We start from the raw sequence: 19,957 nt of genomic DNA, 5'->3' as shown, positions 1-19,957 counted from the left end.
ACCCACCGAGACCTATTCGTTTCCGGGCCGCGTGAGTCACCCGCGGCCCCGTACAAGGAGTTAAACAAGTGGCACGCGTCAAGCGGGCAGTCAACGCCCACAAGAAGCGCCGGGCGATCCTCGAGCAGGCCAGCGGCTACCGGGGCCAGCGCTCCCGCCTGTACCGCAAGGCCAAGGAGCAGGTCACCCACTCTCTGGTCTACAACTACAACGACCGCAAGAAGCGCAAGGGCGACTTCCGCCAGCTGTGGATCCAGCGCATCAACGCCGCTGCCCGCGCCAATGGCATGACGTACAACCGCTTCATCCAGGGTCTGAAGGCCGCGAACATCGAGGTGGACCGCAAGATCCTGGCGGACCTCGCGGTCAACGACGCGAACGCGTTCGCGGCGCTGGTGGAGGCTGCGCAGAAGGCGCTGCCGAGCGATGTCAACGCGCCGAAGGCCGCGTAAGCGCTGCGCTGAGCATTGCCGAGTGGACCCGCAGGTGAAGGCTTCACCTGCGGGTCCGCGCATGTCGTCGCCCCCTGCGGCTCCGCCCCCCGTCCGCGGCCCTTGGGCTTCGTCACCGGCCGCGGCCCGGTGGCCGGGTTGTGCTCCCCGGGGTTCCGTCACCGGTCGCGGCCCGGCGGCCGGGTGCGCCCACCCGTCGCCGCCGTGCGGGTGCGCCCCGCTGCCCCCTCGGGTCTCGTTGCCGGGTGCGCCCCGGTGGCCGGGTTGTGCCCACCCGTCCCTCCCCCGGCTACCGCTGGGAGGTGCCCCCTGGCGGGACGATTGCCCACAACCGGGTGGGTCCCCGCCCTGCGGGTCGGTTGCCCGCAGCCGGGCGCGCGGCTGTCCTCGCGGGCTTGCGTGGCCGGGGCCCCTTCGGGGCCTGGGGCTTGCCTCGGCGCGGCCGGGCGCGCCGCTGCCCCTCCCGGGGGTCCGGGGGCTTGCTCCCGGTTTCGGGAAGGGGCGGGGTGGGGGAATCCGCCCTGCGGGACGATGCCCGCGGCCGGTCGCGCCGCTGCCCCTGTGGGGGCTTGCGTCGCCGCAACCGGGCACGTCGCTGGTCCCCGGGACCGGGCGCCGTGAGCCCTCCGGGGCCCGGGACGTGCCCCGGCGCGGCCGGGCACGCTGCTGGCCTCTCCGCGGGCCGGGGCCTGGCCTGCCGCGGCCGGGCGCGCCGCCGCCCCTTCCGGGGGCCCGGGGGCTTGCCTCCGGATTCGGGAAGGGGCGGGGTGGGGGAAATCCCGGCCCGTGCCATCACCACACCACACGAGAAAGCGCACCCACCCCATGGCGACCCCCGAATTGACGTCCCTGCGATCGCCACGCGTCACCGCGGCCCGGCGGCTGGCCAAGCGCAGCTTCCGCGGCAAGGAGCGGCGGTTCATCGTCGAGGGGCCGCAGGCCGTACGGGAGGCCATCGCGCACCTCGTGGAGGTGTACGCCACCCCCGACGCCACCGAGCGCCACCAGCCGATCCTCGACGCCGCCCGCGCCGCCGACATCCCCGTGTTCACCGCGACCGATGACGTCGTCGCGGAGATGTCCGACACGGTCACCCCGCAGGGCATCGTCGGACTGTGCCGCTTCCTGGACTCGCCGTTCGAGGAGATCCTGGCCGCCCGGCCGAAGCTCGTCGCCGTCCTCGCCAACGTCCGCGACCCCGGCAACGCCGGCACCGTGCTGCGGTGCGCCGACGCCGCCGGGGCGGACGCGGTCGTGCTGACGGACGCCTCCGTGGACCCGTACAACCCCAAGGCCGTACGCGCCTCCGTCGGCTCCCTCTTCCACCTCCCCGTCGCCGTCGGCGTGCCCGTCGAGCGTGCGGTGAGCGGGCTGCGGGAGGCCGGGGCGCGGGTGCTGGCCGCGGACGGGGCGGGGGAGCGGGACCTGGACACCGAGCTGGACGACGGGCTGCTGGGCGCCCCCACCGCCTGGGTCTTCGGCAATGAGGCATGGGGCCTGCCGGAGGCTACCCGCGCACTCGCGGACGAGGTGGTGCGCGTTCCGATTCACGGCAGGGCCGAGAGCCTCAACCTCGCCACGGCCGCCGCCGTGTGCCTCTATGCCTCCGCTCGTGCGCAGCGCGCTCCCGCAGGGTGCCGCTCCGTCACATCGACCTAGTAGGGTTGCCCCCTCTGGGAGGGGATCCGAGAGGGGGTGTGGGGATGGACGTCAGGACCTCCGGCGCCAGGGCGGCCGAAGCCCATGCGCCCGGAGCGGAGCCGCCCGGCGGGGAGCAGGACCACCCGCCCACCGGGGTGGGAGCTGGTGTGCCCGGCCCCGGCGGCGCGCCGGACGCGCTCGGGCCGCACCCCGACGATCTGCCCGACGGCCTGGTCGTGGCCGACGAAACCGGCCTGGTCACGTGCTTCAACGCGGCGGCGGCCCGCATCACCGCCACCGACCCCGCGGACGCGATCGGCCGCCGGCTCGAGGTGGCCCTGCCGTTAGAGGACCTGGACGGCCGGCGCTGGTGGGCGCTGACCGATCCCTATGGAGGGCTGGCCATCCGGGCCGGTCAGCCCGAGCGGAACCTGCTGCTGCCGGGCGGGCGCGAGGTGCTGGTCTCGGCCCGCTATGTGCGCGAGCGGCCCACCGGGCCGGTGCGCCGGGTGGTGGTCTGTCTGCGCGGCACCGAGGCCCGCCGCCGCACCGAGCGCAGCCACGCCGAGCTGATCGCGACCGTCGCCCATGAGCTGCGCTCGCCGCTGACGTCCGTGAAGGGGTTCACGGCCACGCTGCTGGCCAAGTGGGAGCGGTTCACCGACGACCAGAAGCGGCTGATGCTGGAGACCGTCGACGCCGACGCCAACCGGGTCACCCGGCTGATCGCCGAGCTGCTGGACATCTCCCGGATCGACTCCGGCCGGCTGGAGGTGCGCCGCCAGCCGGTGGACCTCGCCGCCGCCGTCCGCCGCCATGTGCAGGCGCTCACCGCGGCCGGGCACACCGCCGAGCGGTTCCTGATCAGGGTCAGAGGGCCGCTGCCCAGGCTGTGGGCCGATCCGGACAAGATCGATCAGGTCCTGGGCAACCTGCTGGAAAACGCGGTGCGCCACGGCGACGGAACGGTCACCATTGATATCGCGCCCGCACCGGCCAAGCCGGTCGCGGAAGGCCCCACGGAAGGCCCCACTGTCGAAAGGACCGCCGTCACCGTGAGCGACGAGGGCCCCGGTATCCCGGAGGAGTCGATGAGCCGCGTCTTCACCCGCTTCTGGCGGGGCAGCAAGCGCGGCGGCACCGGCCTGGGGCTCTACATCGTCAAGGGCATCGTCGAGGCCCACGGCGGGACGATCACCGTCGACCGGGCCCGCGGCGGCGGCGCGGAGTTCCGATTTACCCTGCCCGTGGGCACCCCGGCCTATCTGGCCTGATCCGCCCGCGGGCTTCTCCGGCACGGGGCGGACCCCGAGCGCGGCGGCCGTCGCGCGGTGTCCCCCGGGACAGCACCCCTCTCGCGCCCCTTAGACTCGGGCTTTGGCACCTTGGCGTCCCCTTCATGGGGCGCAGCGGTCGCAGCCAGTCGAGCCGGGGTCGCGCAGCTCGGCACCTCCCAGCGGTAGCTGGGGGACAATCGGAAGCACGGGAAGAGATGTCGGCACCCAATAAGTCGTACGACCCTGTCGAGGTCGAGGCACTGAAACCGGAAGAGATCGCCCGCAGGCGGGACGAGGCGCTCGCCGCCATCGCCGCCGCTGGGGATCTCGAGGCGCTGCGCGAGGTGAAGGTCGCCCACACCGGCGACCGCTCGCCGCTGGCCCTCGCCAACCGTGAGATCGGCGCCCTGCCGCCGCACGCCAAGGCGGACGCGGGCAAGCGCGTCGGCCAGGCCCGCGGCCAGGTCAACCAGGCGCTGAAGGCCCGGCAGGAGGAGCTGGAGGCGGAGCGTGACGCCCGGGTGCTGGTCGAGGAGGCGGTGGACGTCACCCTGCCGTACGACCGCGTCCCGGCCGGCGCCCGCCACCCGATCACCACGCTCTCCGAGCGCATCGAGGACGTCTTCGTGGCGATGGGCTACGAGGTCGCCGAGGGCCCCGAGGTGGAGGCCGAGTGGTTCAACTTCGACGCGCTCAACTTCCCGCCCGACCACCCCGCCCGCGAGATGCAGGACACCTTCTTCGTGCGCGGCGCCAAGGGTGACCAGGACGGCGAGGGCTCCGGTGTGGTGCTGCGCACCCACACCTCGCCGGTGCAGATCCGGTCGATGATCGACCGCGAGCCGCCCATCTATGTGATCTGCCCGGGCCGCACCTTCCGCACCGATGAGCTGGACGCCACCCACACCCCGGTCTTCCACCAGGTCGAGCTGCTCGCCATCGACGAGGGCCTGACCATGGCCGACCTCAAGGGCACGCTCGACCACATGGTGCGGGCGCTCTTCGGCGAGGGCATGTCCACCCGGCTGCGGCCGAACTTCTTCCCGTTCACCGAGCCGTCCGCCGAGATGGACATGCTGTGCTACGTGTGCCGCGGCGAGTCCGTGGGCAACCCGGACCGGCCCTGCCGCACCTGCTCCAGCGAGGGCTGGATCGAGCTGGGCGGCTGCGGGATGGTCAACCCGCGGGTGCTCATCGCCTGCGGTGTCGACCCGGACAGGTACAGCGGCTTCGCCTTCGGCTTCGGCATCGAGCGGATGCTGATGTTCCGGCACAACGTGGAAGACATGCGAGACATGGTCGAGGGTGATGTGCGCTTCACCCGGCCCTTCGGGATGGAGATCTGATGCGGGTCCCGCTTTCTTGGCTGCGGGAGTACGTCGACCTGCCCGCCGGTGAGACCGGCCGTGACGTACAGGCCAAACTCGTCGCCGCCGGGCTCGAGGTCGAGACGGTCGAGCAGCTCGGCGCCGGGCTCAAGGGCCCCCTGGTCGTCGGGCAGGTGCTGGCCATCGAGGAGCTGGAGGGGTTCAAGAAGCCCATCCGCTACTGCCAGGTGGACGTCGGCCGGGCCAACGGCACCGGTGAGCAGCAGAACATCGTCTGCGGCGCCCGGAACTTCGCGGTCGGCGACAAGGTCGTGGTCGTGCTGCCCGGCGCCGAGCTGCCCGGCGGCTTCGCGATCTCCGCGCGCAAGACCTACGGCAAGGTCTCCGAGGGCATGATCTGCTCCGCCAGCGAGCTGGGCATGTCCGACGACCACGACGGCATCATCGTGCTCCCCCCGGAGCACGAGGTCGGCACCGACGCCATCGAGCTGCTCCAGCTCGTCGACGAGGTCCTCGACATCGCCGTCACCCCGGACCGGGGCTACTGCCTGTCGATGCGCGGTGTCGCCCGCGAGACCGCGACCGCCTACGAGCTGCCGCTGCGCGACCCGGCCCTCCTCGACGTGCCCGCGCCCAACAGCCACGGCTACCCGGTCAAGGTCGCCGACCCGGTCGGCTGCGACCGCTTCACCGCCCGCACCGTCACCGGGCTCGACCCCGAGGCGCACTCCCCGATCTGGCTCCAGCGCCGGCTCCAGAAGGCCGGGATGCGCCCGGTCTCGCTCGCCGTCGACATCACCAACTACGTGATGCTCGAACTGGGCCAGCCGCTGCACGCCTACGACCGCTCCCGGATCACCGGGGCGATCGGGGTGCGCCGCGCGGAGCCCGGCGAGAAGCTCACCACCCTCGACGGCACCCAGCGCGTGCTGGACGCCGAGGACCTCGTCATCACCGACGAGAGCGGCCCCATCGGCCTCGCCGGTGTCATGGGCGGCGCCAACACCGAGATCGCGGACACCGCCGCCGACCCCGAGTCCGGCCAGGTGGCGGGCACCACCGAGGTGGTCATCGAGGCCGCCCACTTCGCCCCCGTCCCGGTCGCCCGCACCGCCCGCCGCCACAAGCTGTCCTCCGAGGCGTCCCGGCGGTTCGAGCGCGGTGTCGACCCCGAGGCCACCTCGGCGGCGGCGCAGCGCACCGTCGATCTGCTGGTGCTGCTCGCGGGCGGCACCGCCGAGGTGGGCGTCACCGAGATCATCGCGCCCAGTGCCCCGCACACCATCACGCTGCCCGCCGACCACCCGGACAAGGTCGCGGGGGTGTCCTACGGCCGCGAGACCGTGGTGCGCCGGCTGCAGCAGATCGGCTGTGATGTCTACGGCGCCGACGACCTCACCGTCACCGTGCCCAGCTGGCGGCCGGACCTCACCGACCCCAACGACCTGGCCGAGGAGGTCATCCGGCTCGAGGGGTACGAGAACCTCCCCTCGACGCTGCCCCGGCCCCCCGCCGGGCGCGGGCTGACCGAGCGTCAGCGGCTGCACCGCCGGGTCGGCCGGGCGCTGGCCGGGGCCGGATACGTCGAGGCGCTGAACTACCCGTTCCTCGGCGAGGAGGTCCTCGACCAGTTCGGGCTGGCCGCCGACGACCCGCGGCGCGATCTGGTCCGGCTGGTCAACCCGCTCTCGGACACCGAGCCCGCGCTCCGTACGACGCTGCTGCCCGGGCTGCTCGGCGCGCTGCGCCGCAACGCCGGCCGCGGCGAGCACGACCACGCGCTCTTCGAGACGGGTCTGGTCTTCCGCGCCACCGGTGACGAGCCGCCCGCGGCCATCCTGCCCGTCGACCGCCGTCCCACCGACGAGCAGATCGCCGGGCTCAACGCGGCGCTGCCGCACCAGCCGCGCCGCGCCGCCGTCGTCCTCGCGGGCGACCGCGAGCAGGCCGGCTGGTGGGGCAAGGGCACCCCGGTGAGCTGGGCCGACGCCGTCGAGGCGGGCCGGATCGTGGCCCGCGAGGCGGGCGCCGAGCTGATCGTCCGCCAGGACCAGCAGGACCCGTGGCACCCGGGCCGCTGCGCCGCGCTGCTGGCCGTCGTCGACGGCCAGGAGATCCTCGTCGGCAACGCCGGTGAGCTCCACCCCCGGGTCACCAAGGCCCTGGGCCTGCCCGAGCGCACCTGCGCGATGGAGATCGAGCTCGACCGGCTGGAGCAGGCCGGCACCGGCCGCGTGGAGGCACCCCACGTCTCCACCTTCCCGGTGGCCACCCAGGACGTCGCGCTGGTCGTGGACGCGTCCGTGCCCGCGGCCGAGGTCGAGACGGCGCTGCGCGAGGGCGCGGGGGACCTGCTCGAATCCCTCCGCCTGTTCGACGTCTTCACCGGTGAGCAGCTCGGCGAGGGCAGGAAGTCGCTGGCCTACGCGCTGCGCTTCCGCGCCCCGGACCGCACGCTGACCGCCGAGGAGATCGCCGCGTCCCGCGACGCCGCGGTGTCGGCGGCCGCCGACCGCACGGGCGCCACCCTGCGCGGAGCCTGACAGCAACCGGCTCCCGCCGCTCGCCACCACGGAGGGGCGCACCCGTTACGCAACGGGTGCGCCCCTCCGCCGTCCCTCGCCGCGGTCGGCCCGGTCAGCCCGCGCCGACCGCGCCGACCGGGCGCGAAGCCCCTGCGCAGCGGGCCGCAGGGCCCGCACGAAGGGTACGGACGCGGCTCGGCCCGGCCCGCGATCGCCCGCCCGGCCCGTGCGGGTCGCGGGCAGGCAGGTGGCCGAGTATGCGCCGTCGGCATCTCGGGCGCGGCGGGGCGGCGGCTCACACGCCTTGCGGCTCCGGGACGGAAAGTCCGCGCCTTCCCCCGGCGGCCGCCTACGGCGGGTGCTCGGGGCTGCCCGGGGCGCAGCCCCGAGCCACCCCACCCGGTGGACGGCGAACAGCCGACACCTCGTCCGCGGCACGGCGGGGTGTTCGGGTGGGCGGCCAGGCCGCTGTCACCCGATCAGGTGAGATGCGGAGGCGGCTGGTCCAATTGGCAGAAGCTGTCGCAAGAATCGTGCCGGTCGTACGGCCCATGCGGGACCGACCGTCCGGGGGCTCGGCCGACCGCCTCATTGGCAGGCGTTGGGGGCGACACATGATCGGGACATCGGCAGTCGGCGGCGCGTTCGTACGGAGGGCTCGGAATCTGCGGGCGGCCACCCGCGCCGTCCCCTGTCTGTGGGTGCTCGGCGTCATCTGCTGGGAACTGCTGACCCCGCACCACACCGAGGTCGTCCCCCTCATCGCCGCCGCACCCGCCATCGCCTGCGCGAGCGGCGGCCGCCGCAGATGCGTTCTGCTGCTCGGCGGCGCCAGCCTGCTGTTCGCCCTCGCCCCTCCGACCGCGCTGGAGCCCGACGGCGAGGTGGAGGAGCCGCACGCACCGCTGGTCACCTGCTGCGCCATCATCGGTGTGGCCGTCGGCGGCTATCTGACGGCGGGCCGCAGGAGGCGGCTGGTCCGCGAGCTGGAGGAGCTCCGGGCGGTGGCCGCCGCCGCGCAGGACGTGGTGCTGCGGCCGCTCCCGGCCCGGCTGGGCGGCATCGAGCTGGCCGGCGGCCATCTGTCCGCCAGCCGGGGCGCCACCGTCGGCGGCGATCTCTACGAGGCGCTGGCCACCCCGTACGGCGTCCGCGTCATCATCGGCGATGTGCGCGGGCACGGCCTCGCCGCGATCGGCACCGTGGCCGCCGTCCTCGGCAGTTTCCGCGAGGCCGCCCATGAGGAACCCCGGCTCACCGGTGTGCTGCGCCGGCTCGACCGCGCCCTGGAGCGCCATCTGCGGGCCCGCGTGAGCGAGGAGTGCCCGCTGGACAGCCACGTGGACGAGGAGTTCGTGACCGTGCTGCTGCTGGAGGTGGGCCGGGACGGCGAGATCACCGCGCTCAACTGCGGCCACCCGTGGCCGTACCGCCTCCGCGAACAGCCCGTGGGCCCGGCCCTGGCCCGGCAGACCGCCCCCGGCGAGGTGCTGCCGCCGCTCGGCCTCTTCCCGCTCCCCGACGAGCTTCCCATCGCCCGCTGGGGCTCTTTGGGGACCGGGGACACCCTGGTGCTGCACACCGATGGCGCCGAGGACGCCCGCGACGTCCACGGCACGTTCTTCCCGCTGCGCCGCGCCCTGTCCGAGGCCCCGGGCGCCGGACCGCTCGTCCCCGCGGCGGTCGTGGCGGGGGTGCGCTCGGCGCTGCTGCGCCACACCGGCGGCCGGCTCGCCGACGACGTCGCGCTGCTCGCCCTGCGCTACGACCGCTGCCCGCTCGCAACCCCCACGCCGCTCACCCGCCCCGCCGCCGACGCCCACCGGGCCTAGTAGTGCCGCGTCAGCCAAGGTTTGCCCCGCTCGCCGCCCTGGCACGGCCATCTGCGGCGTTGCCGAACCGACCGAGTAGGCCCACTACGAGGCCGATTCGGCGCCTTGCAGCTGACCGCACCAGGACGCCTCGCTACCGGGCAAACCTTGACTGACGCGGTACTAGCTAGCGTCCCGTTGGGGGCTTACCTGCGATACCAGGGGTGGGACCGCGGTGCACGGTGCCCTTTTGCATGACGAAGTCGACGTCCGCAACGGCCGTGATGTCGTCGAAGGGATCGGCGGGCAGTGCGATCAGGTCGGCGGTCGCGCCGGGCTGGAGGCGTCCGAGGTCGGGACGGTCGAGCAGGTCGGCGGCGACGCTGGTGGCAGCGCGAAGGGCCCGCACGGTGGCGATACCGGTTTTGACCATCGCCGGAAACTCGCGCCAGTTGTCGGCGTGCGGGAACATACCGGCGTCGGCGCCGAACGCGATGCGCACGTCGCTTGCGGCCACGTTGTGCGCGGACTCCCGGAGCTGGTCGGCGTAGCGGGTGAACTTCACCCGTTCCGCTGGATCCTTACCCTCCCAGTAGCTGTCGTCGTCGAGGTGGTCGAGCGCGTCGAGGACCATGAACTGGGTCGGCACGAGGAAAACGCCCCGTTCAGCCATCTGGGCCAGTGTCGACGCCGAAGCGAGGTTGCCGTGCTCGATCGAGCGAACACCGGCGGTGACGGCACGCGACACGCCCTCGTCACCGTAGGCATGCGGCGTGCAGGGGATGCCCACGTCGCGCGCCGTGGCGACCAGCGCGTTCATCTCCTCCTGCGTGTAGGTGGTCCGCGTGGGATCGTCTGAGGGAGTGGCGAAGCCGCCGGTGGCGCCGAACTTGATCCAGTCGGCGCCGGCACGGATGGTCTCGCGTACCCTGCGCGTGATCTCGTCCGCGCCGTCTGCCAGCGCGCCGATCTCGCGGTCGAAGTGTGACGCGAGGAGTGTCGAGGCGTCGCCGTGCGCGCCCCGCGCGGAGATCAGGTACGGCGCGACGACCATCCGCGGCCCCACAATGTGACCACGGGCGATGGCGTCGCGCAGATACAGCGTGACCGGCTCGGCGGCGAAGGTGGCCAGGTCGCGGATCGTGGTGAAGCCACGGTGGAGCAGGTTGCGCAATACCGGCAGGGCGCTCAGCGCGATCGCCGCAGACCCGTCGGATGCGAAGGCACGCAGGAGCCGCCTGGGATCGACGGTGGTGTGGATGTGGCAGTCGATCAGTCCCGGCAGCAGCATGCGATCACCGAGTTCGACCACCTCGGCGCCGATGCGGTCGACGGTCGGACCCACCTCGGCGACCCGACCGTCGCGCACGGCCACCTCGGTGCGCCCGGAGGGCCGGTCCGCGAGACCGTCCCAGCTCCGGTCGGCGATCAGCACCACCGCGCCCTGTTCCGTGTCACAGCCACGTCTTGTCACAGCGTTACCCTCCGCTTGCGCCCCACCAGGTATCACTCGCTCGCCATCGGTCCCGCCAGGATCCAGGATGCCGGCGCGGCGACAGGCCGCGCATCGCGTGTCGGCCGTTCGGGTCAAAGCGGTGCGCGCACTGTGACCTGGTGAGACAGTGCCGAGGACGTTAAGACGAGCGACGGCGGGAGGTGCGAGGGGCCGACGATGCACGGCTATGGAATGTTGCACCTCGTACTCGACCTGCTGGGCACCTTCGCGTTCGCGTTGAACGGCGCGCTCACCGCGACGCGGGTGGCACGTCTGGACATCGTCGGCGTGCTCGCGCTCGCCATGGTGACCGCCCTGGGCGGCGGAGTGCTCCGGGACGTGCTCGCCGGCGCACTGCCCCCGGCAACGTTCAGCGACTGGCGGTACCTGGCTGTCGCGGTAGCCGGCGGCATGGTCACGTTCCTGCTGTGGCGGCACCTGGAGCGCTACACGACGCTGATCACGGTGTTCGACGCGGCCGGCCTCAGTCTGTTCGCGGTGACCGGAGCGACCACCGCGCTGGAGTATCACATCGGCGCGCCGCAGGCCGTGCTGCTCGGCATGGTGACCGGAGTCGGTGGCGGCACGTTACGGGACGTGCTGGTGTTGCGCTTGCCGACGGTGCTGTACGCAGATCTGTACGCGATCCCCGCGCTGCTGGGGGCTGGGATCACCGTCGCATGCGAACGCACCGGCGTCTACGGTGTGCCCGCCGCGCTGGGGGCGGCCATCGCCTGCTTCACGTTGCGGATGATCGGCGACCACTACGGGCTCAACGCGCCAGGGCCGCACCGCGCCGACGGCATCGCCGGGTCCGACGACAAATCGGCCCGGTAGCCAGGGAAATGGCCGGGCAGCAGTACTGCTCCACGCCCACTCAGCCATGTGGGATGAGCTTGTTCCTCATCGTCGCTGATCACTGGGGCCGTCCGCCCGGTGCCGGGACGCCCTCGCCCGGGCTCCCGGCGCTCCCGCGTCCTCCGCCGTCCCGATTCACACCCCGTGCGAATCGCCCTCCACTACGCTGGCGCCACCGAGCGCTTCGGGAGGGCGAGATGGAGCCCAACACACTGCTCGACTCCGTGCTCGACGAGGCCGGAGTCTCCCACGCGGGGTTGGCCGCGCATGTCAACGAGGCGGGCCGGGCCCGGGGCATGAAGCTGCGGTACGAACACACCGCGGTGGCCCGGTGGCTGAAGGGCCAGCGGCCGCGCGGCCAGGTGCCCGACCTCATCTGCGAGGTGCTGGGCGAGCGGCTGCACCGCGCCCTCACCCTGGACGACATCGGCCTCGGCACCCCCGGCAGCGCCCGGGGCCCCGCCACCCCGCTCTCCGGGTTCGTCGAGCGCGCCACCGCGCTGTGGCGCTCCGACGAACAGCAGCGCCCGCATGTCGTCGAGGCCCCGGCGGTCACCGGCACCCCCGCCGTCATCCCGGTGTGGGAGTGGGAGAACCCTCCCGAGGACTCCGATGTCTCCCGGCGCGGGCTGACCCGCGTCAGCATGACCGACATCGAGACGCTGGGCGCCGCCCGTGCCCACTACGAGCAGATGTACCGCAAGGCCGGCGGCGTCGCGACCCGGACCCGGGTGGTGGGGTTCCTCAACTCCGAGGCCGCGCCGCTGCTGCGCGGCGCTTACGCCGACGACACCGGCCGCCAACTGCACCGGGCGACCGGCGGCCTGGTGGCCATCGCCGGGATCTGCGCCTACGACTCCAACGCGCACGGCCTGGCCCAGCGCTACTTCCACCAGGCGCTGCGGCTCGCCAAGGCCAGCGGCGACCGGGGCCTGGGCGCGTATGTGATAGCGCTGCTGGTCAACCAGTCCCTCTTCATGAAGGAGTACCGGCAGGCGGTCGCCTTCGCCGAGTCGGCGCTGCGCGCCGCGGGTTCCCAGATCACCCCCGCCCTCGCCGCCGACCTCTACGCCATGCAGGCCAAGGCGTACGCCCGGCTCGGCGACGGCGCCGGGGCGCTGTCCTGCATCCGGCGCGCCGAGACCGCCGCCGACCGGATCAGACCGGGCCAGGAGCCCGATGAGACCGGCTACGTCCAGCCGGGTCTGGTGAACGTCCAGGTGGCCGAGGCGCTGCTGAGCCTCGGCGACCTCGGTGGCGCCCGCGAGCACGCCACCGCCGCGGTCGGCACCCCCGCCCACGACCGGGGCCGGGTGCACCGGCTCGCCATGCTCACCCATATCGAGCTGCGCCAGGGCGAGGCGGACCGGGCGGGCGCCACCGCGGTGGAGATGACCGAGCGGGCGCGGGGCATGGAGTCCCAGCGGTTACGCGACCGACTGCGGGCGGTACGGGAGCACCTCGCGGCCAGCGGAAGCGCCGCGACGGCCGAGGCCGCCGAACTCATCGACGGGGCACTGCGCGTTCCTCTGTGACCGCGGTTCCGCTCGCGGGTCCGCACTCTCGTCAGCGGGTGGCCCAGGATGGCCTCCCGTGCGACGAAAGGTGGCTGACAGTGCGCTGGAAGAACCTCAGGGAGCGGACCGTGTACGAGAACCGATGGTTCCGAGTCAACCTCGCCGATGTCCGGCTCCCCGACGGACGTCAACTCGATCACTATCTGATCCGCCTGCGCCCGGTGGCCGTGGCCACCGCGGTGAACGCGGCCAACGAGGTGCTGCTGCTGTGGCGGCACCGGTTCATCACCGACGCCTGGGGCTGGGAGCTGGCCGCGGGCGTCGTCGAGGACGGTGAGGACATCGCCGACGCCGCGGCTCGGGAGATGGAGGAGGAGACCGGCTGGCGGCCCGGCCCGCTCCGCCATCTGCTCTCCGTCGAGCCGTCCAACGGGCTCACCGACGCACGGCACCACATCTACTGGGCCGAGGAGGCGTCGTACGTCGGTCACCCGGAGGACGACTTCGAATCGGACCGCCGCGAGTGGGTGCCGCTGAAGCTGGTGCCCGACCTGGTGGCGCGGGGTGAGGTGCCCGCGGCCAACATGGCGGCCGCGCTGCTGCTGCTCCACCACATCAGGCTCGGCTAGGCCGGGCCGCCGGCCGTCCGGGCTAGTGTCCCGCCGCCTGCCATACCGCGACGGCCAGGGCGGACACCCCGGTCAGGGCGGCGATGGAGGGCAGCGGCCAGCGTCCGTGCTCCAGTATCCGTAGCCGCCCGCCCAGTTGGTTCACGTCCTCCTCTGCCTGCTCTCCGCGGTGGTCGAGCAGGGCGAGCCGGCCGTCGACGCGGGTGAAGCCCACTTCGACGGTCCGGCGCAGTTCCGCGAGCTCCACGGCTAACGCGGCTTGCTCGGGCTCGGTGGTCACGGGTTGATCCCCTTCCGGATGTAACGTCCGTGCAGTAGTGACGCTCCGAGTCAAGCGCATGCGCAGGTGGTGCGGGAGCGTGTGTGGGGATGGTGTGTGAGTCACCGGCGCACACCCCGTGCGAAAGGCGGTACTCAGCGGGTACTCATGGGGGACGGCGGTCGGGGGAAGGGACCGCGAGGGGCGGGGCGGACCGGATGGATGGCGTCCATCCACAGGCCGGACAGAAGGGACGGATGTGCGACTGATCGCCGCTCCGATGTGGGAATTCGGCGCCGACCAGGGAGTGCGGCAGTTCGCCGAACTCGGCGTCGCGCTGGTGCTGTCCACCCTGATCGGGCTCGAGCGGGCGGTGCAGCAGAAGAGCGCCGGGCTGCGCACCCACACCCTGGTGGGCGTGGGCAGCGCGCTGTTCATGCAGGTCTCCCAGTACGGCTTCACCGATGTGCTGTTCCGCGAGCACGTCGGCCTCGACCCCTCGCGGGTGGCGGCGCAGATCGTCTCCGGTATCGGCTTCATCGGCGGCGGCCTGATCTTCGTCCGGCGGGACGCCGTCCGCGGACTGACCACCGCCGCGACCGTCTGGCTGACCTGTGCGGTGGGCATGGCCTGCGGCGGTGGTCTGGCCCTGCTGGCCACCGCCGCCACCGCGGCGCACTTCCTGGTGATCCGGGGCTATCCGCTGCTCACCCGCCGGCTGCCGGCCCTGTGGTCGGCCGAACGGGTGGAGTTGCAGCTCTCGTACCGGGTGGGCGCCGGGCTGCTGCCCCGCGTGCTGGAGCTGTGCACGGCCGCCGGGTACAAGGTGCTGCGGGTCCGGGTGGACCGGGCGCCGTGGAAGGGCCGGGACCGCACCACCCGGGTCGTCCGGGCCGAGGAGGAGGCCCGGCCCGCCGATACGGGCGTCGCCGAGGTGGCGCTCGCCCTCGAGGGCACCGGGGACGTCCTCCGGCTGGTGGGGGAGATCTCCGAGCTGGACGGCGTCCTCGGCGCCGACGCGGGCCGCGACCTCGACGGCTCGGACTGACGGCCTCGACGCCTCCGATCGGCGATCGCGTATCAACGACGTCAGAGCGCCCGCGCCCGCAGGCGGCGCAGCATCCGGGCGTCGTCGAACCCCACCTCCCGCGCCGCGGCCGCCACCGTCGAGCCCTGGCCGATCAGATGCTCCGCGCGCTCCAGCCGCAGCGTCTGCTGATAGCGCAGCGGGGTGAGCCCGCCGGTGGCGCGGGTGAACAGCCGGGTGAGGGTGCGTTCGCTGACCCCCGCGCCGACGGCCAGATACGCCAGCGACAGCGGTTCGGTGAACCGCGCGTCGATGACGTCCTGGACCCGGTGGACCACGTCGTCCAGATGGGCGCGGTACCGCAGCATGGCGCTGGCCTGCGGTTCATCGCCGTTACGGCGGGCGTAGACGACCATGTTCCGGGCCACTTGGGCGGCGAGCGCCGGTCCGTGCCGCACGGCCAGCAGATGCAGCGCCAGATCGATACCGCTGGCGATGCCCGCCGAGGTCACCACCCGGTCGTCGGTGGTGAACAGCACATCCCGGACCACCGTCGCCCGGGGGTGCCGGGCCGCCAGTTCGTCCTGCAGCTCATGGTGGGTGGTGCACCGGCGGCCGTCCAGCAGCCCCGCCCGTCCCAGCGCCAGTGCCCCGGCGCATACGCTGGCCACGGGCGGCGGCCGTCCAGCAGCCCCGCCCGTCCCAGCGCCAGTGCCCCGGCGCATACGCTGGCCACGGTGCCCCCTGCCGCGTGGTGGGCGCACAGCCGTTCCAGCGGCTCCGGACCGGGAACCCGGCCGTCGTGCGGTGGTGAGATCCGCCAGCCCGGCACCACGACCAGGTCGTCCGGGCCCGTCGTGGGCCATTCGGTCCGCGCGGTGAGCGTCAGACCCTGGGCGCTGGGGACCAGCTCCCGCTCGGCCACATAGCTGAGCTCGTAGGCCGGCCCGAGGTCCGCCGCCGTGCCGAAGACCTGGGCCGGTCCGGCCAGGTCGAGCAGATGGACCCCGGGCACCAGCACGAACACCACCCGGCTCATGCCGTGGGGGCTCCCGACTCCGCCTCCAGCTCGGCCACCGTGGCGATCCGGGCGAACCGGTCGCGCAGCACCGCCTCCGTGCGCTCCACGATCGCCTCGGCGCTCAACGCGCCGATCGGATGGGTCGTGGTGGCGTCGGTGACGAACACGACCTCGTAGCCCAGATCGCTGCCGACCCGGGCGGTGGTCTCCACGCACTGCTCGGTGCGGATCCCGCAGACCACCAGTTCGCGCACGCCCGCCTCGGTCAGCAACTGCTGGAGCCGGGTGGTGGTGAAGGCGTTGTGGGCGGTCTTGTGGAGGACCGGCTCACCTGGAACCGGCCGCTCCAGCTCCTCCAGCAGCCGGATCCGCCCCTGCTCCGGGTCGAACGCGCCCCCGCTGCCGGGCTCGGTGTGCAGCACCCAGATCACCTGGTCCCCCTCGGCACGGGCGAGGCGGACCAGCCGGCTGACCGGATCCGCGATCTTCGGGTTGGCGATCCGCTCCCAGGACGGGAGGGCGCGGAAGGATTCCTGGACATCGATGACGATCAGCGCTCGCTTCATGGTCCCCAGTCTGACCAGGGACGAACGCCCTCGGCCAGGCACGATCGGGGCCGGTGGCGGAACGATCCGGTCAGCGCCGCCGTCACCTGGCGCGAGTCCGGCTCAGTAGGTGTAGAAGCCCGAGCCCGTCTTGCGTCCCATCCGGCCCGCGTCCACCATCCGCAGCAGCAGCGGGGGAGCGGCGTACAGCGGCTCCTTGTACTCCTCGTACATCGAGTCGGCGATCGCCGCGATGGTGTCCAGGCCGATCAGATCGGACAGCTTCAGCGGGCCCATCGGATGGGCGCAGCCCAGCTCCATGCCGTTGTCGATGTCCTCGCGGCTGGCGATCCCGGACTCGAACATCCGGATGGCGGACAGCAGATAGGGGATGAGCAGCGCGTTGACCACGAACCCTGCGCGGTCCTGGGCGCGGATGGCGTGCTTGCCCAGGATGTCGCCGACCAGTGCCTCGGAGCGCTTGATGGTCTCGTCACCGGTGGTGAGCGCCGGGATCAGCTCCACCAGCGCCTGCACCGGCGCCGGGTTGAAGAAGTGGATGCCGATCACCTGGTCCGGGCGGGAGGTGGCGACGGCCAGCTTGACCAGCGGGATGGAGGAGGTGTTGGAGGCGAGGATCGCGTCCGGGCGGGTCACCACCTGGTCGAGGACCTGGAAGATCTCCGTCTTGACCTGCTCGTTCTCGACGACCGCCTCGATCACCAGATCTCGGTCGGCGAATTCCCCCAGATCGGTGGTGAAGCTCAGCCGGTCCAGCGTCGCGTCGCGCTGCTCCTCGGTGATCTTGCCGCGCTCCGCGGCCTTCCCGAGGGAGTTGGTCAGCCGGGTACGCCCTATCTCCAGGGCCTCGCCCGTGGTCTCCGCGACCATGACGTCCAGGCCGGATCGGGCGCACACCTCCGCGATGCCCGCGCCCATCTGGCCACAGCCCACCACTCCGACGCGTTCGATGTCGGTCACATCGTGCCTTTCGCTGGTTCAACTGTCCGTTGTGTCGTCCCCCTGTCGTCCCAGACGTTACCCTCCGGTTATCGGTAGGGGGCGGGCCGGGGCCGGAAATCCGGCCCCGGCCCGCCCTCGCGCTCAGGAGATGTCGCCGCGCAGGATGCCGCGCCCGTTGGTGGCCACGTAGACCCGTCCGTAGACCCGTGGGTCGCCGGTGATCGAGGTGCCCGTCCAGCCCCACTGGTGGGCGTCGTCGTTGATCCGGGTCCAGCTCGCCCCGGCGTCGGTGGACCGGAAGATGCCGCGCACCCCGCCGATTTTCGCGCTGGTGTAGAGCGCCTGGTACGAGGCGCCCGGCGCCGCCTTGCCGAAGCCGATGGTGTCCGCCTGCTGGACACCGCTCAGCTTGGTGAAGGTCGCGCCGGAGTCCGTGGAGTGCCACAGCCCGTACGCCCCGCCGGTGCTGCCGCCCGCGAGCCAGATGTCGCCCTCGGCGCCCGGCAGCGCCTTGAACCGCGCCGGGCCGTCGGCCGGCAGCCCGGAGGACGCCCTGGCGGTGAAGGTGGCGCCGCCGTCGGTGGAGACGTAGAAGGTGCCCGCCTTGAAGCCGTAGAACTTCTTGGGGTTCTTGCGGTCGGACTCCACGACCGCCCCGGCCGGGATGCCGCTCGACGCCGACCACGAGGTGCCGAAACCGGTGGTGTGGTAGACGGCCGAGGTGCCCTCCGGGGCCCAGACGAAGCCGCTGCCGTCGGCCGCCGCGGCCACTGTGCCGCCGCCGGTGACCCCGGACGGCTCGCTGCCCTGGAACCAGTTGGCGCCGTTGTCGGTCGAGAAGGCGATCCGCGGCGCGGAGTCGTTGTCGCCCACCCGGACCACGGTGTTCGGACTGGTCTCGGCGTAGTCCAGGCTGGTGGTCGTGGTGAACGTCGGCGAGGTGTACATCCGCGCGGGCACCGCGTCGAGATCGGTGTGGCGGAAGCCCCCGATGTCACCGAGCGCGCTGAGCAGCGGGGCGCCGGTGGGTGGGCTGGCCAGATCGTTGACCGCCGTCTCCTCCAGGCCCTTGACCATGGGCGTGATGGCGATTTTGCCGCCCGTGTCCCAGTTTCCGAGGTTCTCCGTGCCGTAGACCGTCGCCCCCGTGCCGTACATCATCCGGTTGGAGTCGAACGGGTCGATCTCCAGCGCCTCGGTCATCCAGCCCAGCTTCGGGGTGACTTCGGGCGGGGAGGGGTTGGTGCCGAAGGTCAGCCAGGGGACGGCACTGACGTCCTGGGTGTAGCGGAAGGACCGGTTCGGATAGCTGGTGAAGTCCCAGGCCCGGGTCCAGGTGGCACCGGAGTCGGTGGAGCGGAAGATCTGGGTGTCCGGCCACCAGGAGCTGTAGCCGGTCACCATCAGCGTGCCCGGCTTCTGGCGGTCCACCGTGAGCCCGCTGTAGCCGAAGTAGGTGTCGGCGTCCGCCATGGGGCTGATGTTCTTCCACTCCCCGGTGGCCGTGGTGTACCGCCACACCTGACCCTTCTCCCCGTCGTACGGGCCGCCCTTGTCGCTGGTGGTCAGGTACAGATAGCCGTTCTTGGCGTCCAGGACGCCCTTGTGGGAGAGATAGCCGGTGGGCTGCCCGGCCACCCGCGACCAGGTCGCGCCCGCGTCCGTCGAGCGGTAGACGGTGTTGTCCTTGTCCGCCACGCCCACGTAGATGGTCTTCGTGGCGCTGCCGGAGGAGCCGGTGCGCTCGTCGAAGGTCACCCACACCACGCCCTGGTTGTCGCTCAGATAGCCGCTGGTGTCGCTCGCGTCCTGGACGTACGTGCCGGGGTTGGGGAAGGACGTCACCTTCGACCAGGTGACACCGGAGTCGGTGGAGCGCCACAGCCCGTTGCCGCTCGGCGCGCCGAGGTAGAGCACGCTGTTCCGGTTGGGGTCCACCGCCAGCCGCTCACCCATGCCGCGGCCGGGCATGTTGCCGCCCAGCTTGAAGGGGAGGGTGGTGGACTGCCAACTGGCGCCCCGGTTGGACGAGCGCAGGATCGCGCCGTTGCCCGGGTCCCAGCCGTTGGTGTACGTACCGGCCGCCACATAGACCTTGTTGGGATCCACCGAGTCGCTGGCCAGGCTCACCACCCCGGTCCAGCCCCAGTGGTCCCAGTCCAGCGAGTCCAGCAGCGGCACCCACCGCTTGCCGGACTGGTCCCAGCGGTACGCCCCGCCGATGTCGGTGCGGGCGTAGGCGAGGTTCTTCTCCTTGCGGTTGAAGACGATGCCGGGGACGAAGCCGCCGCCGTCCACGCGGACGTTCTTCCAGGTGGAGGCGTCGGCCTGGGCGGTGCCACGGGCGGGGGCGGCTTCGGGGCGGGCCGCGGCGGGGGAGGCCGCCGCGGTGAGTAAGCCGCCGACGAGTGCCAGCGCGGCCATGAGCGCGCCGACCGGTCTTCTGCCGTTGCTGCGCACGGGAACTTCCTCTCCGGACGTGGGGGTAGTGAGGCGTGAGGGCCATGTGGGTGAGGGTATTTGGGAGCGCTCCCATGCGTGCGTCATCCGATGCTAGCGGCCGGATGGCCGTGCGAGAAGGGTGAAGTCAAGGGGGCCTCAAGGGGCGT

General features: G+C 72.6%; 15 protein-coding genes and 1 pseudogene. 10 read left to right on the top strand and 6 right to left on the bottom strand.

The window, feature by feature from the left end; translation table 11 throughout:
* Positions 1–68: 68 nt before the first annotated feature.
* The 6 genes from rplT (at position 69) to ACZ6TD_RS11260 (ending at position 9,055) form a co-directional block, all read left to right on the top strand.
* Positions 69–452, top strand: coding sequence for a 50S ribosomal protein L20 (gene rplT / locus ACZ6TD_RS11285; protein ID WP_009713826.1), 384 nt, complete (start codon positions 69–71; stop codon positions 450–452).
* A gap of 825 nt (positions 453–1,277) precedes the next feature.
* The gene (locus ACZ6TD_RS11280; RefSeq protein WP_471353092.1) at positions 1,278–2,111 is read left to right on the top strand and encodes a TrmH family RNA methyltransferase; all 834 of its coding nucleotides are present in this window, start codon (positions 1,278–1,280) and stop codon (positions 2,109–2,111) included.
* A gap of 44 nt (positions 2,112–2,155) precedes the next feature.
* The gene (locus ACZ6TD_RS11275; RefSeq protein ID WP_471353090.1) at positions 2,156–3,367 is read left to right on the top strand and encodes a sensor histidine kinase; all 1,212 of its coding nucleotides are present in this window, start codon (positions 2,156–2,158) and stop codon (positions 3,365–3,367) included.
* A 218-nt stretch (positions 3,368–3,585) separates the two neighbouring features.
* Positions 3,586–4,716: a phenylalanine--tRNA ligase subunit alpha gene (gene pheS, locus ACZ6TD_RS11270; RefSeq protein WP_471353088.1), complete on the top strand. Its 1,131-nt coding sequence runs from the start codon at positions 3,586–3,588 to the stop codon at positions 4,714–4,716.
* Positions 4,716–7,241, top strand: coding sequence for a phenylalanine--tRNA ligase subunit beta (pheT, locus tag ACZ6TD_RS11265; protein WP_471353085.1), 2,526 nt, complete (start codon positions 4,716–4,718; stop codon positions 7,239–7,241). Before pheS ends, pheT begins: the two co-directional genes overlap by 1 nt.
* A gap of 596 nt (positions 7,242–7,837) precedes the next feature.
* Positions 7,838–9,055 (top strand): PP2C family protein-serine/threonine phosphatase, encoded by a 1,218-nt coding sequence (locus ACZ6TD_RS11260; RefSeq protein ID WP_471353083.1) that lies wholly within the window; start codon positions 7,838–7,840, stop codon positions 9,053–9,055.
* A gap of 166 nt (positions 9,056–9,221) precedes the next feature.
* Here the strand turns inward: ACZ6TD_RS11260 and ACZ6TD_RS11255 are convergent, their stop codons facing one another.
* Positions 9,222–10,472, bottom strand: a complete 1,251-nt coding sequence (locus tag ACZ6TD_RS11255; protein ID WP_471353081.1) for a metal-dependent hydrolase family protein — start codon at positions 10,470–10,472, stop codon at positions 9,222–9,224.
* Positions 10,473–10,706: 234 nt separating this feature from the next.
* Between ACZ6TD_RS11255 and ACZ6TD_RS11250 the strand changes: the two genes are divergently transcribed.
* The 3 genes from ACZ6TD_RS11250 to ACZ6TD_RS11240 all read left to right on the top strand — a co-directional run bounded on the left by ACZ6TD_RS11250 (position 10,707) and on the right by ACZ6TD_RS11240 (position 13,533).
* A complete protein-coding gene (locus ACZ6TD_RS11250; protein ID WP_079259600.1) occupies positions 10,707–11,366 on the top strand; it encodes a trimeric intracellular cation channel family protein in 660 nt (219 codons plus the stop codon).
* Between the two features lie 218 nt (positions 11,367–11,584).
* Positions 11,585–12,922, top strand: coding sequence for a transcriptional regulator (locus ACZ6TD_RS11245; RefSeq protein WP_470007391.1), 1,338 nt, complete (start codon positions 11,585–11,587; stop codon positions 12,920–12,922).
* 80 nt (positions 12,923–13,002) lie between these two features.
* On the top strand, positions 13,003–13,533 hold the full coding sequence (locus ACZ6TD_RS11240) for an NUDIX hydrolase (RefSeq protein WP_044568677.1): 531 nt from the start codon (positions 13,003–13,005) through the stop codon (positions 13,531–13,533).
* A gap of 22 nt (positions 13,534–13,555) precedes the next feature.
* Here the strand turns inward: ACZ6TD_RS11240 and ACZ6TD_RS11235 are convergent, their stop codons facing one another.
* Entirely contained in the window at positions 13,556–13,813 is a 258-nt protein-coding gene (locus ACZ6TD_RS11235) for a hypothetical protein (protein WP_037961557.1), read from the bottom strand.
* 259 nt (positions 13,814–14,072) lie between these two features.
* Between ACZ6TD_RS11235 and ACZ6TD_RS11230 the strand changes: the two genes are divergently transcribed.
* On the top strand, positions 14,073–14,840 hold the full coding sequence (locus ACZ6TD_RS11230) for an MgtC/SapB family protein (protein WP_471357641.1): 768 nt from the start codon (positions 14,073–14,075) through the stop codon (positions 14,838–14,840).
* Positions 14,841–14,881: 41 nt separating this feature from the next.
* Here the strand turns inward: ACZ6TD_RS11230 and ACZ6TD_RS11225 are convergent.
* The 4 genes and pseudogenes from ACZ6TD_RS11225 to ACZ6TD_RS11210 all read right to left on the bottom strand — a co-directional run bounded on the left by ACZ6TD_RS11225 (position 14,882) and on the right by ACZ6TD_RS11210 (position 19,808).
* A pseudogene (locus ACZ6TD_RS11225) lies at positions 14,882–15,858 on the bottom strand (GlxA family transcriptional regulator).
* A complete protein-coding gene (locus ACZ6TD_RS11220; protein ID WP_471353078.1) occupies positions 15,855–16,406 on the bottom strand; it encodes a cysteine hydrolase family protein in 552 nt (183 codons plus the stop codon). The pseudogene ACZ6TD_RS11225 and the gene ACZ6TD_RS11220 overlap by 4 nt, the downstream one beginning before the upstream one ends.
* Positions 16,407–16,508: 102 nt before the next feature.
* Complete coding sequence (locus ACZ6TD_RS11215) at positions 16,509–17,366, bottom strand: 3-hydroxybutyryl-CoA dehydrogenase (RefSeq protein ID WP_471353076.1); 858 nt, start codon at positions 17,364–17,366, stop codon at positions 16,509–16,511.
* Positions 17,367–17,489: 123 nt separating this feature from the next.
* Entirely contained in the window at positions 17,490–19,808 is a 2,319-nt protein-coding gene (locus ACZ6TD_RS11210; RefSeq protein ID WP_471353075.1) for a WD40/YVTN/BNR-like repeat-containing protein, read from the bottom strand.
* Positions 19,809–19,957: the final 149 nt, after the last annotated feature.

This window comes from Streptomyces yongxingensis (genome assembly GCF_055597465.1).
The sequence above is the reverse complement of the archived record's forward strand: the minus strand, read 5'-3'. Positions and strand labels throughout refer to the sequence as shown.

Bases quoted from the DNA above. Each gene is read 5' to 3' on its own strand.
- ACZ6TD_RS11280 (WP_471353092.1), top strand. From the start codon at position 1,278: ATGGCGACCCCCGAATTGACGTCCCTGCGATCGCCACGCGTCACCGCG.
- ACZ6TD_RS11275 (WP_471353090.1), top strand. From the start codon at position 2,156: ATGGACGTCAGGACCTCCGGCGCCAGGGCGGCCGAAGCCCATGCGCCC.
- pheS (WP_471353088.1), top strand. From the start codon at position 3,586: ATGTCGGCACCCAATAAGTCGTACGACCCTGTCGAGGTCGAGGCACTG.
- pheT (WP_471353085.1), top strand. From the start codon at position 4,716: ATGCGGGTCCCGCTTTCTTGGCTGCGGGAGTACGTCGACCTGCCCGCC.
- ACZ6TD_RS11260 (WP_471353083.1), top strand. From the start codon at position 7,838: ATGATCGGGACATCGGCAGTCGGCGGCGCGTTCGTACGGAGGGCTCGG.
- ACZ6TD_RS11250 (WP_079259600.1), top strand. From the start codon at position 10,707: ATGCACGGCTATGGAATGTTGCACCTCGTACTCGACCTGCTGGGCACC.
- ACZ6TD_RS11245 (WP_470007391.1), top strand. From the start codon at position 11,585: ATGGAGCCCAACACACTGCTCGACTCCGTGCTCGACGAGGCCGGAGTC.
- ACZ6TD_RS11230 (WP_471357641.1), top strand. From the start codon at position 14,073: ATGTGGGAATTCGGCGCCGACCAGGGAGTGCGGCAGTTCGCCGAACTC.
- ACZ6TD_RS11220 (WP_471353078.1), bottom strand. From the start codon at position 16,406: ATGAAGCGAGCGCTGATCGTCATCGATGTCCAGGAATCCTTCCGCGCC.